Below are 23,852 nucleotides of genomic sequence, written 5' to 3' on the forward strand. Positions count from 1 at the left end.
GAGTTTTTTTCTCTACGCGAGTAACCAAAAAACCTTACCAACCTTACACACCTTACACAGACGCTCTGAAAGCATTGATTTTTATTGGTTCTGAGTGTGTTGGGTTTGTGTTGGGTTGCGGGTTTCTGTGTTGGGTTGCGGTATTGGGTGGGGAGTCGCAGCGATGATCGATGGAATCGAGGTGTTGTTGCGCCACTGGGGCGAGCAGAAGCGCAAGTCCGGCCTCGGAGGGGCATTGCCCAGCACCATGGGCACCATCATGGAATACGGAGGCTGCGCGCCGCGTGGTGGCGTGTATGGGGCGCGGTTGTTGGTGGCAGGCGCCGGGCCGGACTACGTTGCCAGTGAGATCGAAGCGGCGCTGGGTGCCGTCGACCGCGCCGAGGATGGAGGCCCGCTGGTTCTGCTGGCAAAGCTGCGGTATGTGAACCACGACGGACTGACGCTGGAGGAGCAGGTCCAGGTGCTGGACCTGGGCCGGGGCGCAGCTGGGCGGCGGGCCTACTACCGACGGCTGGATCGGCTGCACCAACTGGTGGGCGCTGCATTGGCCGCCCGTCATGCCAGGTCAAGCGGCCAGAGAAAGGCGAGCCGAAGGGAAGGCGAGAATATGCGCAAGGCAGCGGTCTCCCAGGCTCGCAAGGCGCACCAGGCTCGCGGCGTGGAGTTGTTCAAGGGCAGGGTTTGCGACCGTTCGTCGGGTGAATTGGCGCCGATCAGCTCCCGTCAGACTCCGATGGGCGCCGTACAGGAATAACCGAAAACAGGGGCTTTTCGGTTTGTCACTCTACCGGTAGAAAGTCCCCACGATGTTCGTATTCCGCCAAGGCGGCGCGAACCAACCAGATGCACGTGCTGTGCAGAACCCCGGCGATGACCCTCGGCCGGGCACCTCGAAAGCCCCTCTTCGGAGGGGCTTTCCCTTTTCTGGCGTCTTCATCAAGGAGCGAACATGCCGAACGAACAGCAGGCCCTGGCGGATATGCCGTTGTGGGTCGTGATCCTGCTTGCCATCGTTGGCGGCGTTAGCGGTGAGCTCTGGCGCGCCGACAAGGCTGGCCTCGGGTTCCGTGGAATCCTGCGGCGCCTGTTGCTGCGCTCCGGTGCATCGGTCGTTTGCGGTGTGGCGGTGGTGTTCCTCGCCATCGCCTGTGGTGCTCCCCTGCTGCTGGCCGCCGCGATTGGTAGCCTGACCGCGGCAGCCGGCGCCGAGGTAGCGGTGGGCCTGTACGAGCGGTGGGCGGCGAAGCGCATCGGTGTATGCGATATCCCGCCCCGCCAACCTGATCCCGAATGAGGGGCAGCATCAGTGCCAAGGACCTGGATGACGCGGTTGCCTCGCTGCAGGTCCTTGGCGGTGATCTGCCGAACAAGGTGTTGGCCGACGCGCTGAACCATACGGCTAACCAGGCCAACCAGGCGTTGGTCAGCGAGATCGACAACGTCTTCGACCGGCCCACCTCTTTCACGCGGAACGCCGTGCGCATCCTGAATGCCACGGCTAACCGACTTGAAGCGACGCTGTGGGTGAAGGACGAGAAGGACAATGCCTCGAAGGGGCAGGCGCCTGAGGACTGGGTAGCGCCGCAGGTGTTCGGTGGCCCCCGGGTCGACAAGGCATCCGAGCGCAACTTGAGGGCCAAGGGCATCCTGCCTGCCGGCCTGTTCATCGTTCCAGGTGTAGGCGCCCGTCTCGATCAGTACGGCAACATGAGCCGGGGGCAGATGATTCAGATCCTCTCCGGTTTAGGCGCCCTTGAGCATGTCTCGGGCTTCAAGGGAAACGCCACGCAGAGCGCACGCTCACTGGCCAAGGGGCACCAGAAGGCCTACTTCGTGATGAAGCGGGGCCGAGTGCCCATCGGGATCGCTGAGCGTCGAGAGGGCGCAGTGACGATGGTGCTCGCCTTCGTGCGGCAGCCTCAGTACCGGGTGCGCCTGCAGTTTCACGAGGTGGTGCGGCGTATTGCCGAGGATGACTCTAGGCTGGAGGCCAACATCGAGCAGGCCCTCGCCAAGGCGATGCGAGCAAAGGGCTCTGGCTGATGCCAGGCCTGGCCCTGGGGCAGCATTGAAGAACGCCACTGGCGTGCCTCAAAACCAGCTGGAAGGCCCGGCGGGGGGAGCGGTGCGGTTCGTCGGCATTCGCCGGGGGCCCCTGGGAGCGGCAGGGGGATAAGGGTGATTCGAACCGTGTTTTCGCGCTAGTGACTGGGCCGGGAAGTTAGTTAACAGGGTTAACCCGGTTAACCCCCGTGGTTCATCGTGGTTAACAGGTATCTCTCATGGCGTTGATGACCAAGGCTGAATACGCGGCCAGCCGCGGCTGGTCGCGCCCCTACGTGTCCAAGCTGGTGAAACAGGGCCGGCTGGTCGTAACCGATGACGGCAAGGTGGATGCGGAGGCCAGCGACCAACTGCTGGCGAACACCGCAGACCCAAGCAAGGCTGGCGTTGCAGAGCGGCACCAGCAGGAGCGAGTGGAGAAGGGCGTGTATGCCCACATCGCTCCGGCGGCCGCGCCCAGCCAGGCCCTGCCGCCGGCAGGCGGAACCCCTGACTACCAGAAGGCCCGCGCCCGCCGCGAATACGCCCTGGCGCTGCTCGCTGAAGACGAGCACCGCAAGGGCCGGGGCGAACTGGTGGAGCGCGAGCGTGTGGATTCCGCCGCTTTCACCGCTGCCCGCGCGCTGCGTGACCTGCTGCTGGGCATCCCCCCGAAGATCGCGGGGGAACTGGTGACCATCACCGATCCGTGGGAGATCGAGCGGCGCCTGACCGAGGCGATGCGCCGTGCTCTCGAAGACGCCGACCGACTGCTGCAGCTCGACGCCGAGATCGAGCAGGGCGGCAAGGAGCCGAACTGAGCCATGGAACAACCGTATGCCGACGGTGCCGCCGCGTACCGTGCGGCATACCGTCGAGGACTGAAGCCTGACCCCGAGCTGTGGATTGACGAGTGGGCCGATGAGTACCAGGTGATTCCCAAGGACACTGGCGCGGCGGAGCCCGGCAAGTACCACACCGACCGCACCCCCTACGCCCGCGAGCCGATGCGCTGTCTGTCGCCGGTACACCCGGCCAAGCGCGTGGTGACAATGATCGCCTCGCAGCTGATGAAGACCCAGGTGGCGCTCAACTGGATCGGCGGCTGCATCCACATGTCGCCGGCCAACATCCTGGTGCTGCTGCCCACCGAGAAGCTGAGCAAGCGGGTATCGGGTCGGATCGACAAAACGATCAAGGCTGTGAAGGTGCTGGCAGAGCGCGTGGCGAAGTCGCGCTCCCGGGACGCCCGCAACACGCTCGACACCAAGGAGTTCGAGGGCGGGGCCCTGTACTGCGCCACCGCCGGTTCGGCCTCCAACCTGGCCGAGCTCTCTGCGCGCTGGATCTACGGCGATGAGGTCGACCGCTGGGAGATGGATGTCGACGACGACGGCGACCCCATCAAGCAGGCCGAGGCTCGCGGGTCCACCTTCGGCCGGCGGGCGAAGTTCTACTACTCCAGCTCGCCGACGTTGAAGGGTGTCTCGCGCATCCATGATCTGTTCCAGCAGGGGGACCAGCGGTACTACTACGTGCCTTGTCCCCACTGCGGGACGATGCAAGTGCTGGAGTGGGAGGGGCTGAAGTACACCGATGACTTCCGCTTCGTCCAGTACCAGTGCTGCATACCTGGTTGTGCCCTGATTGAGGAGCACCACAAGGCCGCGATGCTCGCGGCGGGTGAGTGGCGGGCCCACGGAACCGGTGACGGCGAGACGGTCAGCTTTACCCTCAGCGCGCTCTATGCGCCGGCCGGCTGGCTCAGCTGGACCGACATGGCCAAGGAGTACGAAGAGGCGAAGAAACTGCAGGAGAAGGGTGACCCCGGCTCCATGCAGGTGTTCTACAACACCCGTCTCGCCAAGGTCTGGGACAGCGCGGAGGAGATGACCAAGGCCGACGAGCTGCGCAAGCGCGCCGAGTCAGAAGGCCATCGGCTCGGCCTGGTTCCCGCCGGTGCGCTGATCCTCACCGCTGCGGTGGATACCCAGCACAACCGACTTGAGCTGCTGGTGATGGGCTGGGGCGAGGGTCTGGAACGCTGGACGGTCGACTTCCAGGTGATCCCCGGCGACCCGGCGGACGAGCGCACCTGGGCCCTGCTGGACGAGAAACTGAAGGAGCGGTACCGGCACGTCAGTGGTGTAGACCTTTCGATCTGCGCCACTTGTATCGACTCCGGCGGCCACCATACCGACGAGGTCTACCAGTTCACCCGTCTGCGCCGCTGGCGGAACGTCCTGGCGGTGAAGGGAGCGAGCAAGCGCGGGCGCCCGGTGCTGGCCCAGCGCCCGTCGAAGGTCGACGTCACCTGGCGGGGCAACACCGAGAAGCAAGGCGCCGAGCTGTGGATGGTCGGCACCGACACCGCCAAGGACTGGATCTACAACCGCTACCAGTTCGAAGAGGGCCCTGGTGCGCTGCACTTCTCCGCGGACCTGCCAGAAGAGTTCTTCGAGCAGTGTGTGGCTGAGCGCAAGGTCGTCCGCTACGTGAAGGGCTACAAGCGGGTCGACTGGGTGAAGGCCAAGTCGGAGCGAAACGAGGGCCTCGACCTGATGGTTTACAACCTCGCCGCCGCCCAGTTTCTCGGTCTGCACCGATACCACGAACCGCAATGGTCCAGCCTGCGCGCTGCGGTCGGCCAGGGCAGCCTGTTTGCCGAGCCAGTGCAGCCAGCCCCAAGTGCCGCCGACGAAGACGAAGCAGCAGAAGCCGTGCCCTCCAGCCCGGGCCCTGCTGCATCCGTCGCCAAACCGGCAGCCCCTCAACCCCAGCCTTCTGGCCGGCGTACTTCGCGCAGCGGGTATCTCAGCCGTCGATAGATCGAGGTCAGCATGAGCACTGCACAACAGCGCCTGGACGAGGTCCGGGCGGCGATCAGGGACATCCTCACGAAAGGCCAGTCGGTCCGCAAGGGCGACCGCCAGGTAGACCGAGCACAACTGGCCAGCCTCTGCATCCTTGAGACCGAGTATGCAGAGGCCGCCCAGGCCGAGGCGGCTGCCAATAGCCGCCGCCCGCGACAGGTTCGCCTCTACAGCGGGGGCAAGGGGATCAAATGACCGGTCGATACAGAATCGTTTCAAAGCGCGTGCGCAACAGTTACGAGGGCGCCGGCACCGGTCGGCGCGCAGCGGGCTGGGATGCCCCGGATGCAGCGCTCAACGCGATTGCCCTCCCGGCGCTGCCGACGCTGCGCAAGCGCTCGCGGGCAGCCGTTCGCAATGATCCCTATGCGCTCAGCGCGATCTCCCGCCGGGTCACCAACCTGATCGGTACCGGGATCACGCCCAGGTCGCAGATCAAGGACAAGGACCTGCGTTCCGAGATCAATCAGCTGTGGGAGGACTGGGTCGACGAGGCCGATGCCGATGGCCTGACCGACTTCTACGGCCTGCAGATGGTTGTGGCGCGGATGGTCGAGGAGTCTGGCGAGTGCTTCGTGCGCCTGCGCAACCGCCGTCCGGAAGACGGCTTCGCGGTTCCGCTGCAGCTGCAGGTGCTGCCGCCTGACTTCGTGCCGGTGGATCGCAACTTCACCACCCGCGCCGGCAACACTGTGCGGGCCGGCATCGAGTTCAACGCCATCGGCCGGCGGGTTGCCTACTGGATGTGGCAGAGCCACCCGGGCGATCCGTCGGCGCCTCGTCGCGGTTACAACCAGCTCAACCGAATTCCCGCCGACCAGGTGCTGCACATCTTCGAGCCGCTGGAGGGTGGCCAACTGCGTGGCATTCCCCGGCTTGCACCGGTGCTGCTGCGCCTGAAGTCGCTGGACAACTACGACGACGCGGTGCTGTTCCGGCAGGAGGTGGCGAACCTGTTCGCCGGCTTCATCACCCGGCCCCGGCAGGAAGGGCCGCCGATGTTCGACCCGGCCACGGGCCTGGCGCCTGCTGCGGATCGGGACGGGACGCCGATGGTAGGGCTTGAGCCCGGCACCATGCAGGAGCTGCTGGAAGGGGAGGAGGTTATCTTCTCCGATCCGCCGGACGCGGGTAACACCTACGTCGACTTCATGAAGCAGCAACTGATGGCGGCGGCTGTAGGCATGGAACTGCCCTACGAGCTGCTCACGGGCGATATGGGGGACATCAGCGACCGCACCCTACGCGTGCTGCTCAATGAGTTCCGGCGCCGCATCGAGCAAGTGCAGTTCAGCGTCTACGTGTACCAGCTCTGCCGCCCGGTGCGTGCGGCATGGCTCGACACGGCATACCTCAGCGGCGCGCTTTCGCTTCCTGACTATCCCGCCCGGCGCCGGGAATACCTGCGCACTCGCTGGGTGCCTCAGGGTTGGGCGTACATCCATCCGGTACAGGACGTCCAGGGCAAGCTGCTGGAGATCGGTGCCGGGCTGGCCAGTCGGAGCGAGCACGTCCTCCGCACCGGCTACGACGCCGAAGTGGTGGACGAAGAGAACGCCCAGGACAACGAACGGGCCCGTGAGCTGGGCCTCAAGTACACGACCGCCACCGACGTATTGGTGGATGACGTAGAGGACAAGAAACCATGATGAAGCGACACCACCTGACCCTCGCCCTGGCTGTTGCGCTGGGGTCGCTGGGCGTTTGCACCTCCGCCCAGCCGGTGATCATGAACAAGGCCCAGGGAACTCCGGATCTGCAGGCAGAGCACTGGTACAGCGTCAAGGCGCTGGGCGAGGGCGAGACGGCGAGCAAGTCCATCGAGATCTACATCTACGGCGAGATCGGCTTCTGGGGTATCACCTCGGCCGACTTCATCCGCGACCTGAAGGCGGTCGATGACGGCACGTCGCCGGTGTTGGTCCACTTCGACACCATCGGCGGCGATCTCTTTGATGGCATCGCCATCCATAACGCCCTGCGCGGTCTTGGCGAGCGTTGCACAGCGCGCATCGACGGTGCGTGCTTTAGCGCGGGCAGTGTCGCCGCCTGCGGAGCGCACCGTGTCGAGATGGCCGACAACGCGCTGTTCATGATCCACAACCCCTGGACCTTCGCTGCGGGAGACAGCGAGGACCTGCGCAAGGTCGCCGACATGATGGACCAGGCCTTCGAGGGCATTGTGGCCAGCTACCAGCATCGGCCGTTGAACATCGACGACGCCGAGTTGCGCCGCATGATCAACGACGAGACCTGGCTGACGGCACCCGAAGCGAAGGACAAGGGCTTCGTCGATGAGGTCCTCGGCGCCGCCGAGCCGGTCGGCGTCAACGCCAGCCTGGGCAAGGTGCTCAACCGCTACCGCAACACTCCCGACGCTGCGCGCAAGCTGCTCGCGGTGGAGCAGCCGAAGAACAAGCCCGACGACAACCCGGATGACCCGCCGCCGGTGGACGCCTCGGAGTTGGCGAGCGAGCTGGCCGCCGAGTGCGCGGCGGCGGGGCTCAGCGACTGCGTGCCCTACCTCATCAAGGCCAGCGGTCTAGCGGACCGCGCCTCGGTACAGGCAGCAGTGGCTCGCGCCAAGGAAGTGAAAGCGGTCTGCGTGCTGGCCAAGCTGCCGGATGAAGCCAAGGCGCTGATCGAACAAGGTCTGGACGGCGACGGCGCCCGCCTGAAGCTCTACGACAAGGTGGCTGCGCGCAGTGGCCAGGTCGAAATCGATAACAAGATCCCGGTGGACGATCAGCCTCAGCCCACCTCCAACAAAACCCTGAACCCACGTGACGTCTACGCCAGCCGTCGCCAATCCGCCTCGAAAGGAGTGCAGCAATGACCATCAAGACCGAAGGCATCCACCCCGGCGAATTCCTCTTGTCGGAGGCGAATGGCCACCGCAGCCGCGAGGTGGTGGTGATCAGCGCCGGCTCCGGCCTCCTGAGCGCCGGCACCCTGATCGCCCAACTGACTGCCGCCAATGCCATGACCCCGACCGCCAAGGCCGGGAACACCGGCAACGGCACCATCGGCTCCGTGACCGTAACCAGTGCTGCCGCGAGCGGAGTTTACGTTCTGGCCATCACTGAAGCGGCTGCGAACGGCGGCGTCTTCGAAGTCACCAATCCGGCTGGCCAAGTGGTGGGCGATGGCCAGGTCGGCCAACCCTTCACCGGCGGTGGTGTGACCTTCACCCTCGCGGACGGCTCGACCGACTTCGTGGTCGGCGACGGCTTCACCCTGGAGGTGAAGGCCAACCTGGACGAGTGGACGGCTTACGACGATGCCGGCACCGACGATGGTCGCCGCACCGCCGACGGCATCCTCTACGCCTCGGTGGACGCCACCCTGGTGGACGTGAAGGCCACTGCGGTGGTGCGCGACTGCGAGGTCATTGAGCGTCTGCTCACCGGCCTCGATAGCGCGGCTGCTGCCGACCTGGCTGCGCTGGGTATCGTCATCCGACCCTGATCCTCAACCCTCACCACACCCTCACTATGAACCCCGCTTCGGCGGGGTTCTCCATTTCAAGGAGCCACCCATGGCAGAAATCTCCATCTTCGAGGACGAGGCCTTCAGCGTCCCCAACCTGATCCTGACTCTCAACGAGGATCACGTTGTACCTGGCCAACTCGCCGCGTCCGGTCTCTTCACCGAGCAGGGCAGCGCATCCATCGTTCAGCAGATCGAAAAGGATGGCATGACCCTGCAGCTGGTCGAAGCCAAGCCCCGCGGCTCGGCCGGCCAAGCGGTGATCGCCGATAAGCGTCGCACCGTGCCGTTCAACAACGTCCACCTGCCGCAGGGCTTCCAGATCATGGCGGACGAAATCCAGGGAATCCGCGCTGTGGGCTCGCGTACTGAGCTGCAGGGTGTACAGGATGTGGTGAACGCCCGCCTGGAAAAGGCCCGTCGTCAACTGGACACTACCCATGAGTTCCAACGCATCGGTGCTGTGAAGGGGCAAATCATCGATGCTGACGGGAAAACGGTGCTCATCGACATCTTCCAGACCTTCGGCATGCGACGTCCCAAGGCCTTCTCGATGGAGCTGAACAACGACTCCACCGATGTCAGCAGCAAGTGCGTGGATGTCCTGGACAAGCAGGAGGATGCGCTCTTCGGTCTGTCCAGCACCGGGTCGCACGCGTGGTGTGGCCGCAACTTCTGGAAGAAGCTGATCAGCCACCCGAATGTTCGCGAGGCCTACCTGGCCAGCGAAGCTGCAGCCACGTTGCGGGGTGATCGCCGGAAGCCCTTCGAGTTCGGCGGCATCACCTGGGAGCGCTACCGCGGCAAGGTTGGTGGTGAGGGTGGTACGCCGTTTGTGGGTGATGACAGCGCCTACGTTGTCGCAGAGGGCGTGGCCGACCTGTTCATCTCGGTCTTTGCGCCTGCGGATTACATGGAGACGGTCAACACCCTCGGCCTGCCGTACTACGGCAAACTGGAAACCATGCGGATGGGCAAGGGCGTTGAGGGTGAAGCGCAGTCCAACCCGCTCCATCTGTGCACTCGCCCGGCATCCACCGTCGAGCTCACCATCTGACCATGGGCGGCTTCAGCGAATTAGTCGATGACATGGACGCCACCATCGCTGAGGTCCTCAGCGATGGTGCCTTCGACTACCTCGACCGCAACGGAGTGCGCCTGGTCGAATCGCTGGCCGGCATCGTCGAGCAGGGTGTGGAACGGCTCGATGTTCCCGCGGTTGACCGCTTCAGAACGCTGGAGGTGCGCAAGCGCCTCCTGCCCCGGGTCGACCACAAGGGCTCCTTCCTCGATGAGGACGGCAATGCCTGGAGCATCGACGGCATCCACGCCGACGATGGCGACTGGATCACCTTCTACGTGGTGCCCGCATGAACCAGGTTATCGACGTTCAGGCCGAGATCATCGGCCGACTGCTGACTCTGTTAGTTGGGGTGCCGCTGTTCGGCGGTTCCGTGCAGGAAGACTCGGTGGTGGGTGTGCTCGATTCCGGTGATGACAGCCTGCCGGACTACATGATTGTCCTGCAGGAAGGCGACACCGTCGAGCGGGCCCGCCAGCCCGGCAACTGCCAGGAAGAGTGGACGCTCAACATCGTGGCGATGACGCGGAAACCCAATGCTGCCGCAATGCTGCGAGCTGGGCGACTGGACATCAAGCGCGCCTTGAAAGGGACGAAGGCTGGCCTGGACGTTAAGGGTCTGATCAAAGTCGATTTCCCCGCGTCAGTCGTGCGTCTGCCGGACCAGGGCCGGCGCTGGGGGTACCGAATTATCCCCATCACTTTCACCTACGTTCAGCCCCTGTAACCCAAGGCCGCCATCGGGCGGCCTTCTCATTTCTGGAGGGTGCCATGCCCAAAGTCATCATCAACAAAGCGTTCCACTATCGCGACGGCGCCGACGTGAAGCGCTACGTCGCGAGCGAGGATGAGGTGGAAGTCCCCCAGGGAGTGGCCGACTACGCCAAGGCCAAGGGCTTCCTCGCCGAGGATAAGCCCACCCAGGCCCGCCAGCCTGCCCAGCGCGTCCGCGAACCCCAGTTGGCCAGCGACCCCGCCGCGTAACCCAATAGCCTGCATCGCCTCTAGGAGAGCCAAATGCAACAGACCATTGATCGTTCCTTTATCGGCGAGGGCATCGTCCACGGCCGACTCTACGGTTCCCAGGACCCGTTCCTGCCCTTCGGCAACTGCGACGTGTTCAGCATCAGCTTCGCGGTCGACCGCAAGGCTCTGGCCAACTTCATGGGCGGCGGCGGTAACCGTAACGTGCGTGAACGCGTTACCGACGTCACTTCCTCGGTCGGCTTCTACGACCTGACTCCGGAAAACATCGCCCTGGTAACCCGCTCGACCATCCAGGTGGCACCGTCCGAGGCCATCGCTGATGAGCCTCACATCTCCAAGGGCGTGGCCCTGGAGCTGATCCCGTTCAAGTACCTGCCGGACCTGACCAAGACCATCACGGTGAAAACTGCCGCCGATGTTTCCCTGGTCGCCGGTACCGACTACCTGCTGATCCCGCATGGCATTCAGGTACTCAGCGGTGGAGGCATCGATGCCACCGGTATCACCGTCAGCTATACCCCCCTCCCGAGCAGCGCCGTGCAGATGCTCAACGGTTCGCAGAAGGAGCTGGAGCTGTACATCGCCGGCCTCAACGATGCCCAGTCCGGCGAGCCGTTCGCCCTCCGGCCGCGGCGCGTGAAGTTTGGCATGCTGCAGGAGTTCTCGGTGCTCGGGCAGGAGTACACCAAGCTGACCGGCCCCGCCGAGCTGCTGGCTGACCCGCTGATCACGGCCACCGATGTTTCCAAGTTCTGCCAGATGGACCTCGCTCAGGCGGCCTGAGTAGTCTGGCCAGGGATGGCCATTTGTTCACGCCTTGGGGTAGATTCGCTGGCATTCTCCAAGGAGTGGGCCAATGCAGTGTCCAAATTGCGAACAAGAGTCCCCGGTCGCTGCGTTCGGTGACCCGCTTCGCTGCCCTGAGTGCGGGGCATTCTACGAAAAGGCAGTTGCTCTGAAGGCGCGCCGGAGCCTGCCGGATATTTCGCAACCTTCGAACGGTACACCAGTCATGGCCCGTTCAGCCTTACTTCGGCGTTGGCCAATCCTGCTAGCCGTTCTTCTGGGCCTCCTCGTCGGCTACTTAATCGTTTCGCCATACATTGTCGTGCGCCAGATGCAGTCCGCAGCGAGAGCTCAGGACGCAGAGAAGCTAGCGGAGTACGTTGACTTTCCCAGTGTCCGGCAGAGCCTGAAGGACCAGATGAATGTCCGGCTTGTGAGGCTTGTCGAGCAGGAGAAGAACAACCCATTCTCAGCGCTTGGTGCTGCAATTGGCGGCGCCATGGTCGAGCGAATGGTTGATGGCTTCATCACCCCGGCAGGCCTCATTACTTTGATGAAGGGAAATCGCCCCAAAGTTGGGCAGGCGGGAGAGGCCTCGCCGCCAGCGACTTCCTCGGGGGATACCTTGGCAGGGGACATGTCCTACGAAGGAGTCAACAAGTTTGTCGTAACGGTAAAAGGCAAGAATGAAGAGCCATTCCGATTCATTCTTCGCCGTCACCTTCTCTCTTGGCGCCTTGCCGAAATCACCCTCCCTCCCGATAAACCTTAACGCATCGTAAAAAAGACCCGCCGATATGGCGGGTTTTTTTATGCCCGGAGATTCCATGGCAAACCCGATCCAGCGCCTTATTCAGTTCGTGCTGCGCGGCAAGGACGATCTGTCCACCCCTGCCCAGAAAGCTACTGAAGCCATGGAGGCCTTGCGCGCCAAAACCGGTGAGCTGAATCAGGCGCTGGAGTCGGCAAAGGATGCGCGCGGCATGGTCGTCGCGCTGAACAACACCGAGCGCGCCATTGCGCAGACGCAGACCTCTATTGAGCGAGTCGACAAGACTATCGTCGATCTGCGCGAGGCGCTGGACAAGAACCCAGGCAGTAAGGGCCTGGAGGTATCTCTGAAGGCGGCGGAGCGCGACGCGGCGAACCTGCGGCGCACCCTGGACACGCTGACTACCAAGCAGGCCGAGCAGCAGCGCGCGGCCCGCGAGGCCGGCGTCGATACCGGCAAGCTGGCCGACGAAGAGAAGCGTCTGGCTGCCGAAGTCACGCGAACCAAGGGTGAGCTGGACCAGAACACCAAGGCGATCCGTGATCTGGAGCGAGAGCAGTCTCGCGCTTCGCGGACAGCTGCCGAGCACGCCTCTCGCACTAGCGCTGTCGGCGAAGCCATGGCCCGCGGCGTGACCAGGGTGCTGGGCTTCACTGCCGCGTATATGGGCCTCGATGCCGCGCTGAGCCTGATCACCCGGGGCCTGCGCGCCGTGGCCAGTGGCATCGGCTCGATGCTCAATACCGGCGACATGTTCGAGGGCCTTCAGACTCGACTGACTTCGTTGATGGGGTCGGTGGCCGGTGGCGAGCAGGCGACCGAGTGGATCACCAAGTTCGCCAAGAACACGCCGCTCCAGCTGGGTGACGTCACCGACGCTTTCGCGCTGCTGAAAGCCTATGGCCTCGATCCCATGGGCGGTACGCTCCAGAGCCTGGAGGACCAATCCGAGAAACTGGGCGGCGGCATGGAGCGCCTAGAGGGTATCGCCACCGCGGTCGGCCAGGCGTGGGCCAAGCAGAAGCTGCAGACCGAAGAGATCCTGCAGCTGGTGGAGCGGGGGGTGCCTGCCTGGGACCTGTTGGCCAAGGTCACGGGTCGTAGCGCCGGGGAGCTTCAGGACTTGGCCAGTGCAGGCAGGCTTGGTCGCGATGCGATCAAGGCCCTGATCGAGGAAATGGGCCGCAGCTCGGCTGGTGCTGCTGAGGCGAACATGCGCCGGCTCTCCGGCATCATCAGCAACCTGCAGGACACCGCGACCAATTTCCTCAACCGTATCGCCAAGGCCGGCGCGCTGGACCATGTGAAGCAGCGCCTGGAGGCCCTCGCCGACACCATCGACCAGATGGACAAAGATGGGCGCCTCGATGCCCTGGCCGAGAGCCTGTCCAACGCATTCGTCAAGGGCGCGGATAAGGTTGAAATCTTCGCCAAGCAATTGCTGGATGTTGATTTCAACAAGCTGGTGGACGACAGCACCGCCTGGTTCAACAGCTTCGAGGAGAAAATAAATTTCGTCAGCACCTGGGCGACACGCATAACTGCTCCCTTCCGGCTCGCATCCAACCTCGTCACGGGGGTGATGAAGACGGGGCTTGGGGCGTTTTCCGCCTTTGTCGGCGCCTCATTGGCGCTGATCGGAGGCGTCGCCCGAGCGATCCCGGACGCCTTCGGGGGCAAAAAGATCGTGGAAGGCCTGGAGGCCGCCCGCGATACAGCATTCCGCATTACGGCCGAAATGGGCTCCGGAATCGCCCAGGACGCGCGGGACATCAGCGACACCTGGAATTCCGTCACCGGCCAGGTGGAGCAGAGCGTCGACGCCCAGGTACGGGCGGTTGAGCGCGGAGCGAAGGCGGCGAAGCAAGCCAGCTCCGGTATGACGGCTGATGTGCTCGAGCACTTCATCAGCACTATCACCGGCATCGAAAACGCGATGGCCGCGGTGAAGTTCGCCGACACCAGCAAGCAGTTGGACACCCTTAAGGTGGCTATCACTGAGGCGTTCCAGGCCGGGCGGCTCAGCTTGGCTGAATACGAACAGGCGTTGAACGCTGCGACTACTCGGCAGCAGTCGCTAAACGCCGCCTCGCAGCAAGCAACTGGTGTGTCCGATGAGCAAGCCCGTGCTGTCGAGCAACTCAAGCAGAAGCAAGCCGAGCTGCTACAGCAGTACCTCAAGCACGAGATCACCCTGGAGGAGTACCAGCAAAAGCATAACGCCGTTGCTCAGCAGCTGCGTGATACGGGCAAGGCTTCCGACGAGGCCAAGGTGTCCATTGCCAACCTGCAGGCTGCCCAGGATGCGATCAGTTCGGCGAAGACGATCGCCGACCTGAAGACACTTCAGAAGGCCATGTTCGACGCTTATCAAGGTGGCCGCTTGTCCCTGGAGGAATACGAGCAGGCGCACAACGCGGCAGCTACCAGCATCCGTAAGCTGGAAACTGCGGCAGGCGGTGCAGCGACGAAGGTAACCGGTCTCGGCGCATCGCTTGCCACCCTGCAGGATGTTCAGCAGGCCATCAGCAGCGCGAGAACTGATGTCGACATATCCAACATTCGCAGCGCGCTGAACAAGCTATACAACGACGGTACGCTCAGCGCTCAGGAGTTTACTCGCGAGCAGGACCGCCTTGCTGCCAAAACGAAGGAACTCCGGCAGGCAGGCGCCGAAGGCGGGCAGGGGATGGCGGACCTGGCCGACAACACCGACAAGGCCACCAAGTCCCTTGAGGAGCAGCGCAAGGAAATCGGCGCCAACATGGAGGCCGGGCGCAAGGGCACCACCAGTGCCAAGTCGGATATGGAGGCCTTCGCCGGGTTCTTCGGCGGCGTGATGACCATGGCTCGGCAGCCCCTGGCGCAATTGAGCGCGGAGGCACTGGCAGTATTCGACAACCTGCGTGGTATCTCCAACGCGGATATCGCCATCGACACCAGCAGCTTGGATGCCACCACGGCTTCCCTGGCGCGGGTGAATAAGCAGTTGGATGACGTGAAAGCGTCCATGGGCAACATGTTCCTCGACGGTCTCTCGCGGTGGGCGCTGGAGCAGCAACGGGCCAGCCTGGAAATTCAGGCGGGATACCTGGGCCAGAAGTCTGCCCTGCAGCGCCTGCTCGACGGCGTCGACAGCGGCAAGATGAAGCTCAAGGACTTCCTCTCCGCAGCCAAGTCGGCGCGCCAGGGCATGGGCCTGCTCAACGACTCGGACATGCGCACACTGGAAGGTGCCATCGCCTCGGTCGAGGAGAAGGTCAAGCAACTGGGCGAAGGCTCGAAGACCACCCTGGCCAGCTTGCGCGAGGAGTTGGCCGGGTTGCGCGGCGAGCAGGAAGCGGTGGACCGCTCCCGGTTCGCCAGCCGGCGGGCGGAGCTGCAGCAGCAGTTCGCCGAGGCCCAGGGCAGCGGCGACATGAACGCGGTGAAGAACCTCTCCGATGCCCTGGCCACGCTGCGCCAGATCGAATCGGAGACGGATGCGAAGCGGCAGTTGGATGAACAGCAGAAGCGCGTCGCCGCGCAGACCGCTGATCGGGAGGCCGCTGCCAAGCCGGCGGAGTCCGCCGCCAGCCCGGCGCCGCCGGCCGAGCCGATGAAGATCATTCGCCTGGAGACGGCCCGCGGGCCGGTAAACGTCGGTGTGCAGGACGATGGCACCGGGCTCTTGGGCGTTCTTGAACAGGCCGGAATTAGGACGACGACACGATGATGCTCGATTCCGTAGAGCTGGATGACCAGTTCGAATGGGTGGACGAGTTCGACTGGGACCCTGTTGCCCAGGCACAGGAGCGCTCCGTGATGGGGGTGCTGTTGGTGCAGGAGGGCGTCAAGGTTCACGGCAGGCCGATCACCCTGCAGTCCAATGGCGGCGTCTGGACGCCGCTGTCGGTGGTCAGGCAACTGGAGGTCCTGCGCGATCAGCCCGGCCGGGTGATGCCGCTGGTGCTGCCGGATGGCCGGGAGTTCTCGGTGATCTTCGACCGCACCCAGGGCGCGCCGCTGACGGCCAAGCAGATTCATCGCACCGTCAACCCCGGGCCCGATGTGGACTACGACGTGAACCTGCGGCTGATCACGGTGGCGCCGCCACCACCAGCCCCCTGACGGGAGAACCCCATGCAACTGATTGCCTACTGGGTTGGCGGCAGCGTTGTCGCCGCCGGCTCGCCGGAGGGTGCTGTCGCGGTAATGGAGCAGCACGAAGCACCGGGCCGCTGGAGTGTCGATAACGTCCAGCCCCTGGCGCCGGAGGAGTTGGGCGTGCCAGTCGAGGAGGGCGGCGACGAGACCTTCGCCGAAGCCCTGGCGCGCTGCCAGGCCGAGTCGCCCAGCGGCCAACCCGGCTCGCGCCTGGCGCAGATCCGCGCCGGCGAGGGCCGGCCGCAACTGATCCTCTGGGACTACCCCGGCGCCTGACGGCGCAACACCTTCACCACACCCCGCCTCGGCGGGGTTTTTCGTTTCTGGCTGGAGCTCTCCATGACCATCAGCGTCAACGATATCAAGCTGCTCAAGTCGCAGCGCCTCACCGACGAGTCCGACGGCGGTGGCCGGGCCACCGGCCAGGCCGTCGTGGACAGCGAAGTGAACAACGTCTTCCCCGACATCTCGCGCCTGGACCGGACCATCGGCCGGATCAGCCTGCGCAAGGTGTTCGCCGGTGTGATGTCGACCAACGCCGACGCCTATCTGGGCGCCCACGCGATCCTGACCCGGGCGCCGCAGGACCCCAACGTCTCGGTGCTGCTGTTCAACACCGGCAGCCAGACCGATGAGCGCGCCGATGCGCGCAATGCCATCGAGTCGTTCGTGGTGCCGGCGGTGTCCGCGCAGTTCGAGCTGCTGGGCAACCAGCTGCAGGGCCAGCGCGCTATCGCCTGCATCCAGCGCGAGGAGCAGCGGCAGCCCGAGATCGGCCAGGTCTACCAACTGCTCAATGGTGCGCTGTCGCAATACCTCCGAATTACGGCCGTGGAGGCGCGCATGGAGCAATTCACCTACGACTATGGCAACGGCAACTTCGTGACCTTCACCCGTCGGCGCCTGGACCTGTCGATCTCCTCGCCGCTGCTGAATACCTTCATTGGCGGCCAGCCGACCCCGGCCGGCACCGCGCTGCCGGCCGGCGCGGCTGGCACGAAAAGCAGCGTCCTGACCACCCAGGTGGCGGACGCGGCGCACTACTACGGTATCAGCCCATTGGCCCAGGCGGTTGCCGTGGGCGCGCTGAGCCTGCGGGTAGCGTCGGTCTATGCGCACCTGGTGCCGAGTACTACCCGCGAGAATGCGCTGATCGACCAGCTGGGCGGCTATCAGCGCCGTCTGGTCCTGGCCGCCGGCCCTGCCCGTGGCGTGAACCTGACCTTTGCGGCGGTCACTGGCGGCCAGTCGCGGAGCTTCCTCGGTACCGGCTGCGCGCCGGGTTCGCTGAGCCTGAACGTCAACGGCGGCGTATTCGCTGACGACAGCGTGGGCGGCCTGCGTTTCGTCAGCGGCAGCAACTGGATCACCAGCGGCACCATCGATTACGAAACCGGGGAGATCAACGTCAGCCGCACCGGAGCGGCCTACACCGGCGCCGCCACCAGCACCTACCAGCCGGGCGCCCCGGCCACTGGTGAGACGGTCACCGGCGAGATCGCGATTGACCTGGCCAATCGCGGCTACGTGTACACCCTGAGCCTTGCCGATGCGCCGCCGATGCCGGGCACGCTGGAAGTCAGCTACCTGGCGCTGGGCAAGTGGCAGAGCCTGCGCGACCTGGGCAACGGCGAACTGGTGGGCGAGGGCACCGGCACCATCGCCTTCGCAACCGGGTCGGTGTCGCTCACCCTGAACGCGCTGCCGGATGTCGGCAGTGCGGTGATCTGGGCCTACGTCGGCCAGAACGGCGCGGCGCTGACCCAGCGTATCGGGGCCAGCGTGCAGGCGAAGGCCAAGGTCGAGCGGACCCTGCCGCACCAGGGCCTGCTGCCGGGCAGCTACTCGGCCACCTTCAAGGTCGGCGGCGTGACCAAGACCATCACCGATGCTGGCAACGGCACGCTGTCCGGCACCGGCGGCAACGGGGTGATCAACTACGCCGCCGGCAAGGTCGCCCTGGAACTGTCCGCCACGCCGGACGCCGGCTCCGGGATCACCCATGCGTACCAGCAGGGCAGCTTCACGGACAGCCCGTTGTCGGTGACTTCCGACAGCAGCGGCATGTGCAGCGGAACCATCCCGGGCGCGCCGCTGAAGCCGGGCAGCGTCCAGATCAACTGGGTGACCCGCCAGCGGGCGCCGGTGCCGGCGATGAGCCAGGGCGTCATCGACGGCGGCAACGCACTGCCGGTGTACGAGTCGGAGGTGCTGGTCGAGAACTCGACCACTGACAACGGTTCGGGCAACTGGATCGGTCGCGGCGGGAACATCAACTACCAGACGGGCGAGTTCACCCTGCAGGTGGAGCGCACCTACACCTTCAAGGAGCACACCTACGCCACGAAGGAGAGCGGCATCAACTGGCGCCCGGACGAGCTGATCCTGGTGAGCACCGATACCAGCCTGCTGGAGTCGTTCGGCGGCACGCTGTCCATCCGTGCCCAGTCCAACGGGCAGACCTACGGCAACCAGACCGACGTCCAGGTCGTGGCGCCGGTGACGCTGGACCTGCTGCCGGGCATCGCCGAGCCGATCCTGCCGGGTTCCCTGGTATTCACCTGGGCGGGCGAGACCTACGTCGACCGCTCGGGCGTGCTGTACAAGAACATCAGCAGCCAGACCAACGCCGGCATCGCCGTCGGCGCTGTCGACTATGCCGGCCGCACCGCCACGCTCAGTACCTACAACGCCGGCGCGGCGGCTGCTGTGACGCTGCTGGCCTGTCTGACCACCAACGCCGGGTTCAGCATCAGCGCCATGGTGTTCCGCACGCCGGGTGCGCCGTTGCGCCCGGGGAGCATGCAGGTGACCGCCGTACGGGTCGACACCGCCCAGATCGTAGTCGCCACGGCGGATGCCAACGGGGTCTTCAACCACGCGGTGATCAAGGGCACGGTCGACGTCGACACCGGCATCGCGCGCCTGCGCTTCACCAGCGACCTGGGCGACCAGACCGGCGCGAGCGACATCCCGGTCATTCCGCTGCTGCTGCGCTACAACGCGGTGGTGTTTTCGAGCCTGCCGCTCGATGCGAGCCTGATCGGCCTCGACCCGGTACGGCTGCCGGCGGACGGGCGGGTGCCGATCTACCGCGAGGGCGACGTGCTGGTGATCCACCACACGGTGGAGACCGCGGTAGCGAGCCCGCAGGGCGGGGCCATGCTGCAGCTTGAGCGCGCGCAGCAGGCGGAGATCGCGGTGGTGGATGTGAACGGGGTGGTCATGAATCCGGCCGGCTACGTGGCTGACCGGGCGCAAGGCAGTCTGACCTGGGCCAATCCGTTGCTGCTGCAAGACGCCGTGGGCAATCCGCTTACCCTGCCGCTGGTGGTGCGTGACCGTGTGGAGCACATGACGCTCTGCACCGAGGTGCAGATCAGCGGCCAGGTGGGGCTCAGCTCGCCGCTGCCGTGGGACCTGCCGGCGGATGAAACCATGGTGTCCAGTGCGGTGAGCTGGGGTGACCTGCAGTCGCGGTATCACCACTGGTTCACCCAGAAGACCTGGAACCAGGGCGTGCCGAACTGGACTGATGCACCTATCGGCGAGACCACCACGGCGAACTACAACCTGCTCAGCTATCCGCCGGTGATCACCAACATGGGCGCCATCGACGGCAAGTGGGCGTTGGTGTTCATCAGCAGCACGCAGTTCCAGGTGGTGGAGGAAAAGCTCGGGGTGATCAGTACCGGCACCACCTCCAGCGACTGCGCGCCGGTCAATGCTGAAACCGGGCAACCGTACTTCACCATCCTCAAGGATGGGTGGGGCTCGGGATGGGCTGCCGGCAACGCCGTTCGCTTCAACACCGACAGCTGCCTTGGGCCGCTGTGGATCGCGCGCACCGTTCTGAGCGGGCAGGGGACGGTGGAGGATGACCAATTCAAACTGCAGATCAGGGGGGATGCCGACTGATGGCTACCGCATACCATCGTGATCAGTCTGGGGCGCCGATCCTTACCTACAACGCCAACCAGTATGTGGCTGCCCACTTCAACGCGTTCAAGGAAATCCTCAAGGCCTGCCTGGTCAACGGCTATGGCGACAGGCCGGCGGCGGGCTGGTCTCTGATCAATGAGGGCAGCGATTTCATCGTGCTGCGCAATGGCAGTGCGAGTGGCTATGTGTGCTTCTCATGGTTTAGCGGCTTAATCACTGTCTACGTGGCAGAAACCTATACCGGCATGAACGGAAACGTCATGACCGGTGATGGACTGAAGACAGGGGTGGCGGCAAATAACGCTGCGCCGCAGCGGGTGACAGCGGTCTGCACGGTGTACGGAACAAACTCAACAACGTGGAGCATGGTGGCTGATAGTAAAAGTTTTGTACTTGCTTTGAGTGCGGTGATCTCGACAACTGCGGGGGAGCTTGGATGGGGGGTAAATAAAAACGCCCCGACGACGTTGTACGTTGGTGAAGACTCACTCGGGCACTTCGTTGTCATCGGCGGCCAGAACAACTCCACTGCAGCGGCAACCATCGATCTGGGTTGGTTCGAAGCTAGAGGTTTTACTGCATTGAAGGACCCTGCTACCGGATTGCTGGTCGACTCTGGGTCTCTTGCAGTTGAGCTGCCAGGGTTCATGACGACGGCTGATCAATACACTGTTAAAACCACTGCGCTGCTGGCGGATGTTGAGCTATCCAGCGCGGTCTGGGTGGGTGGCGGGGTATACGCGGGAAAGCTGCGGGGGATTGCCTGGTCGCCAGTGCTGTCCAGGAGCGTGGCCAGCAAGGCGGCCAACTGCCTTGGGTATGTCGGAACCATGAATACCCGAACGGCCAACACGCCGATCAATCTGGGTGATGGTTACAACTACTTCATGAACTCCCTGATTAGCTATACAACAACTTTCCTTCTCACAGACAACCCTGGATTCTGGTGATGCCTACTATTGCGATCCCATATTCCAGGGCGATCCCCGGATATGTTGCGCCGATTATGGTTCAGCTTCGGTTCAGGCTGCTGCGGGAGGGGGAAGTAACTACAGGGGTTAAGTTCCTGCGCTTGTATCGCAGCTGGGAAACTATCTCCAGTCTGCAGATGGCGTTCTGGGCTGAAGCCGGTTCGGGCGAGTTTACCCAGACCTGCTCGGTAGAGTTGGCCACGCTGCTGGCCCAGGGAGAATGGCTCGCTTGTGGTGTGGATGATCTGGCGCCGCGAAAGACCCGGGCCGTCTACCTGAGTTTGTCTGCCTCGGGGACCTACACCTACAACATCACCAGCGGTGATGGTGCGGGCAACCCTGGTTCTCCCGGGGTGCTGGATGGAAAGGTTCGGGTGGATGGTCTCGCGGCGGATCGTGAGGTGGTCGTTCTCGAACGGCCGAGTGACGGCCAGTGGCGTCTTGCCGGTTACGGGCCGACGCCCGGCGGCGAAGGCGCCATCGACGTAAGGGTGATCGATGGTGAGGTCTACGCCGTGGCGCTGGACGACTGGGGCGTCGGTTTCCAGGCAAGCCTGGATGTCACCGAAGGGCAGACCATCCGCCCGACGCTGTTTGTCGGCTGGGTCTACCGGATCACCGAGGGCGGCGTCCTGCCGGCCATAGAGCCTGAATGGTGGCCCATCGACGGCGACAACGCCCCGCGCCCCCTCGGCACGGCCCGCGCCGTTGCCGTGCGCTACCACCAGCCGCTTGCCCACGGCCCGCTCCGCATCGAGGGGATCTGAATGCTGAACCTGGAAACCTCGTCACGCTGGCTGCCGGCGCGGCGCTGGCTGGATGGTCGGAGCGCAGCTGCCTGGGGCTCGATGGATAAGCGTCAGACGGAGGCGGCGGGGCGCTGGGGTGGTGGCGATGACGTCGACGCCCTGGTCCGAGGCGGTTGGGACACGGTCCCGCAGGTCGACCAGCACCAGGCCACGGCCTGGGGGGCTGGCACTGAGCAGGACGCGGATGCCACCAGCCATTGGGGCCTGGTGCCGGAGAAGGACGGTGCGCTGCTGCTCGCGTGGGATCGCTCGATCCGGCGCCAGGACGTGCGCCTGCGGCTGATCTACAACCCCATGCCGCCGCAGGTGGACCTGGGCAACGGCCAGGGCTGGTATCGCAGCGACGAGTACGGCCCGCGCAGGGATGCCGACGCCGAACGGCAGGCCAGCCTGTACATCCCGCCGGCCGGCGTTGTGCCGTTCAACTTCGCCGGCCGCTACGTGCCGCCCAGTACCGGCGTGTTCTTCAACTTCCGCTATGTGCCGCCGTCTCACGCGATCCAGCCGGTCGACAGTGGCGCCGCGGTGCGCTTCACCCCGGCGCGCATCATCGAGCAGATGCGGACCATGCCGTGGGGCTGGGGCACGCCGGCGGACCCGGTGCCGACCGGCATCGTCTACCCCGACTATCCGGGACCTGTGGTGGTGATCGATCCGCCGCAGGAGCCCGACATTCTGGAGACCTACATGATCGGCAACGTGGTGACCATGGTGGTGCTGCCCAGCGGAACGCCGGTGCAGGCCACCAACATCCGCCTGAGCCTGGATATCGACTCGTTCGCCTGGACCTTCAGCGCCGAGCTGTTCGGGCGCACCTCGCTCAACCAGGTGGTGCCGGATGCCAACGGCCCGAAGACGGTGGAGCTGACCATCAACGGTCACGCCTGGCGATTCCTGGTGGAGCGCTGGAGTGGCAGCGGCAAGCATCCGTCGGAGAACTTCACCATCAGCGGGGCCAGCCGCACCCAGCTACTGGCCGCGCCCTATGCGCCCAGACGCTCCGCCGTGAACACCGCCGCGATCAACGCCCGGCAGGTCGTTGACGAGCAACTGCTGAACACCGGCTTCACCGCGTCTTGGGACATCGTGGGTCTTGGCCCGCCGGACTGGACCCTGCCGGCCGGATCCTTCAGCTACCAGGACCAGACGCCGATGGAGGTGATCCACCGGCTGGCCGAGGTGGCCGGCGGTGTGGTTCGGCCCGACGAGTCCGGCGACGGGCTCACCGTGCTGCCACGCTACCGCGAGGCGACCTGGTTCTGGGCCACCGCGGTTCCGGACCGGATCATCGCCGGGGAGGTCGTCGCGGAGTGGGGCAGCGAGTGGAGCCCGCAGCCGCAGTGGAATTTCGTCTACATCAGCGGCACGAACTACGGCGTTGGCGTGCAGGTACGCCGCGCCGGAACTGCCGGCGATGAGCCCGCGGCCGACGTCATGGAGGACTGGATGACCGGCACCGACCCGGCCCGCTCGCGCGGGATCTGCGAGCTGTCCAAGGGCGGCAGCCAGAGCATCGAGACCCGACGCATTCCGCTGTTCCACAAGGACGGCAGCGCGCCGGGCCTGGTGCTTCCGGCGATGCTGACCGAGGTTCGGGACGAGGCCACGCCCTGGCGCGGCCTGTGCCTGAGCACGGAAATCACCGCCAGCGGCGTCGGCGCCTGCGAGGTCTGGCAGACGCTCAAGATCGAACGGCACTACGGGAGCAACTGATGGCGACAGTCAATCCATGGCGGCGCTTCATCGGGCTGTTGCCCGGCGGGCACAAGACGGTGGCGGAGGTGCTCAGCGTCGACGCCGTGTCCGGCACCAGCCGCGTGCAATTGCGCACCGGCGCCGAGCTGGTGGTGGCGGGCACCTCGGTCGCCGCCGGCAACAACGCCTTCCTGGCTGACGGCCAGGTCGTGGGGCAGGCGCCGAGCCTGCCGCAGTACGACATCGAGGTTTGAT

General features: G+C 64.8%; 23 protein-coding genes. All 23 read left to right on the forward strand.

All coding sequences use genetic code 11. The annotated features are described in order from the left end of the window. Positions 1-163: 163 nt before the first annotated feature. The 23 genes from AC3B6A_RS10945 to AC3B6A_RS11055 all read left to right on the forward strand — a co-directional run bounded on the left by AC3B6A_RS10945 (position 164) and on the right by AC3B6A_RS11055 (position 23,851). Positions 164-757 (forward strand): hypothetical protein, encoded by a 594-nt coding sequence (locus AC3B6A_RS10945; protein ID WP_488402690.1) that lies wholly within the window; start codon positions 164-166, stop codon positions 755-757. 195 nt (positions 758-952) lie between these two features. Next, on the forward strand, positions 953-1,297 hold the full coding sequence (locus AC3B6A_RS10950; RefSeq protein ID WP_488402691.1) for a phage holin family protein: 345 nt from the start codon (positions 953-955) through the stop codon (positions 1,295-1,297). Next, the gene (locus AC3B6A_RS10955) at positions 1,294-2,046 is read left to right on the forward strand and encodes a hypothetical protein (RefSeq protein ID WP_488402692.1); all 753 of its coding nucleotides are present in this window, start codon (positions 1,294-1,296) and stop codon (positions 2,044-2,046) included. The genes AC3B6A_RS10950 and AC3B6A_RS10955 overlap by 4 nt, the downstream gene beginning before the upstream one ends. A gap of 239 nt (positions 2,047-2,285) precedes the next feature. After that, positions 2,286-2,867 (forward strand): terminase small subunit, encoded by a 582-nt coding sequence (locus AC3B6A_RS10960; protein ID WP_488402693.1) that lies wholly within the window; start codon positions 2,286-2,288, stop codon positions 2,865-2,867. Between the two features lie 3 nt (positions 2,868-2,870). Next, positions 2,871-4,874, forward strand: a complete 2,004-nt coding sequence (locus AC3B6A_RS10965; protein ID WP_488402694.1) for a phage terminase large subunit family protein — start codon at positions 2,871-2,873, stop codon at positions 4,872-4,874. A 12-nt stretch (positions 4,875-4,886) separates the two neighbouring features. Then, the gene (locus AC3B6A_RS10970) at positions 4,887-5,114 is read left to right on the forward strand and encodes a hypothetical protein (RefSeq protein ID WP_488402695.1); all 228 of its coding nucleotides are present in this window, start codon (positions 4,887-4,889) and stop codon (positions 5,112-5,114) included. Further along, positions 5,111-6,568 carry a phage portal protein gene (locus tag AC3B6A_RS10975; protein WP_488402696.1) on the forward strand — a complete coding sequence of 486 codons (1,458 nt, stop codon included), beginning with the start codon at positions 5,111-5,113 and terminating at the stop codon, positions 6,566-6,568. Before AC3B6A_RS10970 ends, AC3B6A_RS10975 begins: the two co-directional genes overlap by 4 nt. Further along, entirely contained in the window at positions 6,565-7,755 is a 1,191-nt protein-coding gene (locus AC3B6A_RS10980; protein WP_488402697.1) for a head maturation protease, ClpP-related, read from the forward strand. Before AC3B6A_RS10975 ends, AC3B6A_RS10980 begins: the two co-directional genes overlap by 4 nt. Beyond that, on the forward strand, positions 7,752-8,387 hold the full coding sequence (locus AC3B6A_RS10985) for a head decoration protein (protein WP_488402698.1): 636 nt from the start codon (positions 7,752-7,754) through the stop codon (positions 8,385-8,387). The genes AC3B6A_RS10980 and AC3B6A_RS10985 overlap by 4 nt, the downstream gene beginning before the upstream one ends. Positions 8,388-8,457: 70 nt before the next feature. Then, a complete protein-coding gene (locus tag AC3B6A_RS10990; protein WP_488402699.1) occupies positions 8,458-9,465 on the forward strand; it encodes a major capsid protein in 1,008 nt (335 codons plus the stop codon). Positions 9,466-9,497: 32 nt separating this feature from the next. Next, positions 9,498-9,782, forward strand: a complete 285-nt coding sequence (locus AC3B6A_RS10995; protein ID WP_488402700.1) for a hypothetical protein — start codon at positions 9,498-9,500, stop codon at positions 9,780-9,782. Then, positions 9,779-10,216 carry a hypothetical protein gene (locus tag AC3B6A_RS11000; RefSeq protein ID WP_488402701.1) on the forward strand — a complete coding sequence of 146 codons (438 nt, stop codon included), beginning with the start codon at positions 9,779-9,781 and terminating at the stop codon, positions 10,214-10,216. The genes AC3B6A_RS10995 and AC3B6A_RS11000 overlap by 4 nt, the downstream gene beginning before the upstream one ends. Before the next feature lie 44 nt (positions 10,217-10,260). After that, positions 10,261-10,473, forward strand: coding sequence for a hypothetical protein (locus tag AC3B6A_RS11005; RefSeq protein ID WP_488402702.1), 213 nt, complete (start codon positions 10,261-10,263; stop codon positions 10,471-10,473). 33 nt (positions 10,474-10,506) lie between these two features. Further along, positions 10,507-11,259: a phage tail tube protein gene (locus tag AC3B6A_RS11010; protein ID WP_488402703.1), complete on the forward strand. Its 753-nt coding sequence runs from the start codon at positions 10,507-10,509 to the stop codon at positions 11,257-11,259. 73 nt (positions 11,260-11,332) lie between these two features. Beyond that, positions 11,333-12,034 (forward strand): DUF2939 domain-containing protein, encoded by a 702-nt coding sequence (locus AC3B6A_RS11015; RefSeq protein WP_488402704.1) that lies wholly within the window; start codon positions 11,333-11,335, stop codon positions 12,032-12,034. A gap of 55 nt (positions 12,035-12,089) precedes the next feature. Beyond that, positions 12,090-15,749, forward strand: a complete 3,660-nt coding sequence (locus AC3B6A_RS11020) for a tape measure protein (protein ID WP_488402705.1) — start codon at positions 12,090-12,092, stop codon at positions 15,747-15,749. After that, positions 15,749-16,144, forward strand: a complete 396-nt coding sequence (locus AC3B6A_RS11025; protein WP_488402706.1) for a hypothetical protein — start codon at positions 15,749-15,751, stop codon at positions 16,142-16,144. Before AC3B6A_RS11020 ends, AC3B6A_RS11025 begins: the two co-directional genes overlap by 1 nt. A gap of 12 nt (positions 16,145-16,156) precedes the next feature. Then, positions 16,157-16,456, forward strand: coding sequence for a hypothetical protein (locus tag AC3B6A_RS11030; protein ID WP_488402707.1), 300 nt, complete (start codon positions 16,157-16,159; stop codon positions 16,454-16,456). Positions 16,457-16,519: 63 nt separating this feature from the next. Continuing rightward, on the forward strand, positions 16,520-20,098 hold the full coding sequence (locus tag AC3B6A_RS11035; RefSeq protein WP_488402708.1) for a hypothetical protein: 3,579 nt from the start codon (positions 16,520-16,522) through the stop codon (positions 20,096-20,098). Beyond that, the gene (locus AC3B6A_RS11040) at positions 20,098-21,072 is read left to right on the forward strand and encodes a hypothetical protein (protein WP_488402709.1); all 975 of its coding nucleotides are present in this window, start codon (positions 20,098-20,100) and stop codon (positions 21,070-21,072) included. The genes AC3B6A_RS11035 and AC3B6A_RS11040 overlap by 1 nt, the downstream gene beginning before the upstream one ends. Next, positions 21,072-21,860, forward strand: a complete 789-nt coding sequence (locus tag AC3B6A_RS11045) for a hypothetical protein (protein ID WP_488402710.1) — start codon at positions 21,072-21,074, stop codon at positions 21,858-21,860. Before AC3B6A_RS11040 ends, AC3B6A_RS11045 begins: the two co-directional genes overlap by 1 nt. Then, a complete protein-coding gene (locus AC3B6A_RS11050; RefSeq protein ID WP_488402711.1) occupies positions 21,861-23,615 on the forward strand; it encodes a hypothetical protein in 1,755 nt (584 codons plus the stop codon). Then, positions 23,615-23,851, forward strand: a complete 237-nt coding sequence (locus tag AC3B6A_RS11055) for a hypothetical protein (RefSeq protein ID WP_488402712.1) — start codon at positions 23,615-23,617, stop codon at positions 23,849-23,851. Before AC3B6A_RS11050 ends, AC3B6A_RS11055 begins: the two co-directional genes overlap by 1 nt. The last annotated feature ends 1 nt before the right edge of the window (position 23,852 follow it).

It is taken from the genome of Pseudomonas sp. B12(2026), from assembly GCF_057767015.1.

What these genes read in the sequence shown, in the direction of transcription:
- AC3B6A_RS11020 (WP_488402705.1), top strand. Translation starts at nt 12,090, where the DNA reads ATGGCAAACCCGATCCAGCGCCTTATTCAGTTCGTGCTGCGCGGCAAG.
- AC3B6A_RS11005 (WP_488402702.1), top strand. Translation starts at nt 10,261, where the DNA reads ATGCCCAAAGTCATCATCAACAAAGCGTTCCACTATCGCGACGGCGCC.
- AC3B6A_RS11050 (WP_488402711.1), top strand. Translation starts at nt 21,861, where the DNA reads ATGCTGAACCTGGAAACCTCGTCACGCTGGCTGCCGGCGCGGCGCTGG.
- AC3B6A_RS10990 (WP_488402699.1), top strand. Translation starts at nt 8,458, where the DNA reads ATGGCAGAAATCTCCATCTTCGAGGACGAGGCCTTCAGCGTCCCCAAC.
- AC3B6A_RS11025 (WP_488402706.1), top strand. Translation starts at nt 15,749, where the DNA reads ATGCTCGATTCCGTAGAGCTGGATGACCAGTTCGAATGGGTGGACGAG.
- AC3B6A_RS10970 (WP_488402695.1), top strand. Translation starts at nt 4,887, where the DNA reads ATGAGCACTGCACAACAGCGCCTGGACGAGGTCCGGGCGGCGATCAGG.
- AC3B6A_RS11035 (WP_488402708.1), top strand. Translation starts at nt 16,520, where the DNA reads ATGACCATCAGCGTCAACGATATCAAGCTGCTCAAGTCGCAGCGCCTC.
- AC3B6A_RS11040 (WP_488402709.1), top strand. Translation starts at nt 20,098, where the DNA reads ATGGCTACCGCATACCATCGTGATCAGTCTGGGGCGCCGATCCTTACC.
- AC3B6A_RS11055 (WP_488402712.1), top strand. Translation starts at nt 23,615, where the DNA reads ATGGCGACAGTCAATCCATGGCGGCGCTTCATCGGGCTGTTGCCCGGC.
- AC3B6A_RS10965 (WP_488402694.1), top strand. Translation starts at nt 2,871, where the DNA reads ATGGAACAACCGTATGCCGACGGTGCCGCCGCGTACCGTGCGGCATAC.
- AC3B6A_RS11015 (WP_488402704.1), top strand. Translation starts at nt 11,333, where the DNA reads ATGCAGTGTCCAAATTGCGAACAAGAGTCCCCGGTCGCTGCGTTCGGT.
- AC3B6A_RS11030 (WP_488402707.1), top strand. Translation starts at nt 16,157, where the DNA reads ATGCAACTGATTGCCTACTGGGTTGGCGGCAGCGTTGTCGCCGCCGGC.
- AC3B6A_RS10950 (WP_488402691.1), top strand. Translation starts at nt 953, where the DNA reads ATGCCGAACGAACAGCAGGCCCTGGCGGATATGCCGTTGTGGGTCGTG.
- AC3B6A_RS10960 (WP_488402693.1), top strand. Translation starts at nt 2,286, where the DNA reads ATGGCGTTGATGACCAAGGCTGAATACGCGGCCAGCCGCGGCTGGTCG.
- AC3B6A_RS10985 (WP_488402698.1), top strand. Translation starts at nt 7,752, where the DNA reads ATGACCATCAAGACCGAAGGCATCCACCCCGGCGAATTCCTCTTGTCG.
- AC3B6A_RS11045 (WP_488402710.1), top strand. Translation starts at nt 21,072, where the DNA reads ATGCCTACTATTGCGATCCCATATTCCAGGGCGATCCCCGGATATGTT.
- AC3B6A_RS10945 (WP_488402690.1), top strand. Translation starts at nt 164, where the DNA reads ATGATCGATGGAATCGAGGTGTTGTTGCGCCACTGGGGCGAGCAGAAG.
- AC3B6A_RS10980 (WP_488402697.1), top strand. Translation starts at nt 6,565, where the DNA reads ATGATGAAGCGACACCACCTGACCCTCGCCCTGGCTGTTGCGCTGGGG.
- AC3B6A_RS10995 (WP_488402700.1), top strand. Translation starts at nt 9,498, where the DNA reads ATGGACGCCACCATCGCTGAGGTCCTCAGCGATGGTGCCTTCGACTAC.
- AC3B6A_RS11010 (WP_488402703.1), top strand. Translation starts at nt 10,507, where the DNA reads ATGCAACAGACCATTGATCGTTCCTTTATCGGCGAGGGCATCGTCCAC.
- AC3B6A_RS10975 (WP_488402696.1), top strand. Translation starts at nt 5,111, where the DNA reads ATGACCGGTCGATACAGAATCGTTTCAAAGCGCGTGCGCAACAGTTAC.
- AC3B6A_RS11000 (WP_488402701.1), top strand. Translation starts at nt 9,779, where the DNA reads ATGAACCAGGTTATCGACGTTCAGGCCGAGATCATCGGCCGACTGCTG.
- AC3B6A_RS10955 (WP_488402692.1), top strand. Translation starts at nt 1,294, where the DNA reads ATGAGGGGCAGCATCAGTGCCAAGGACCTGGATGACGCGGTTGCCTCG.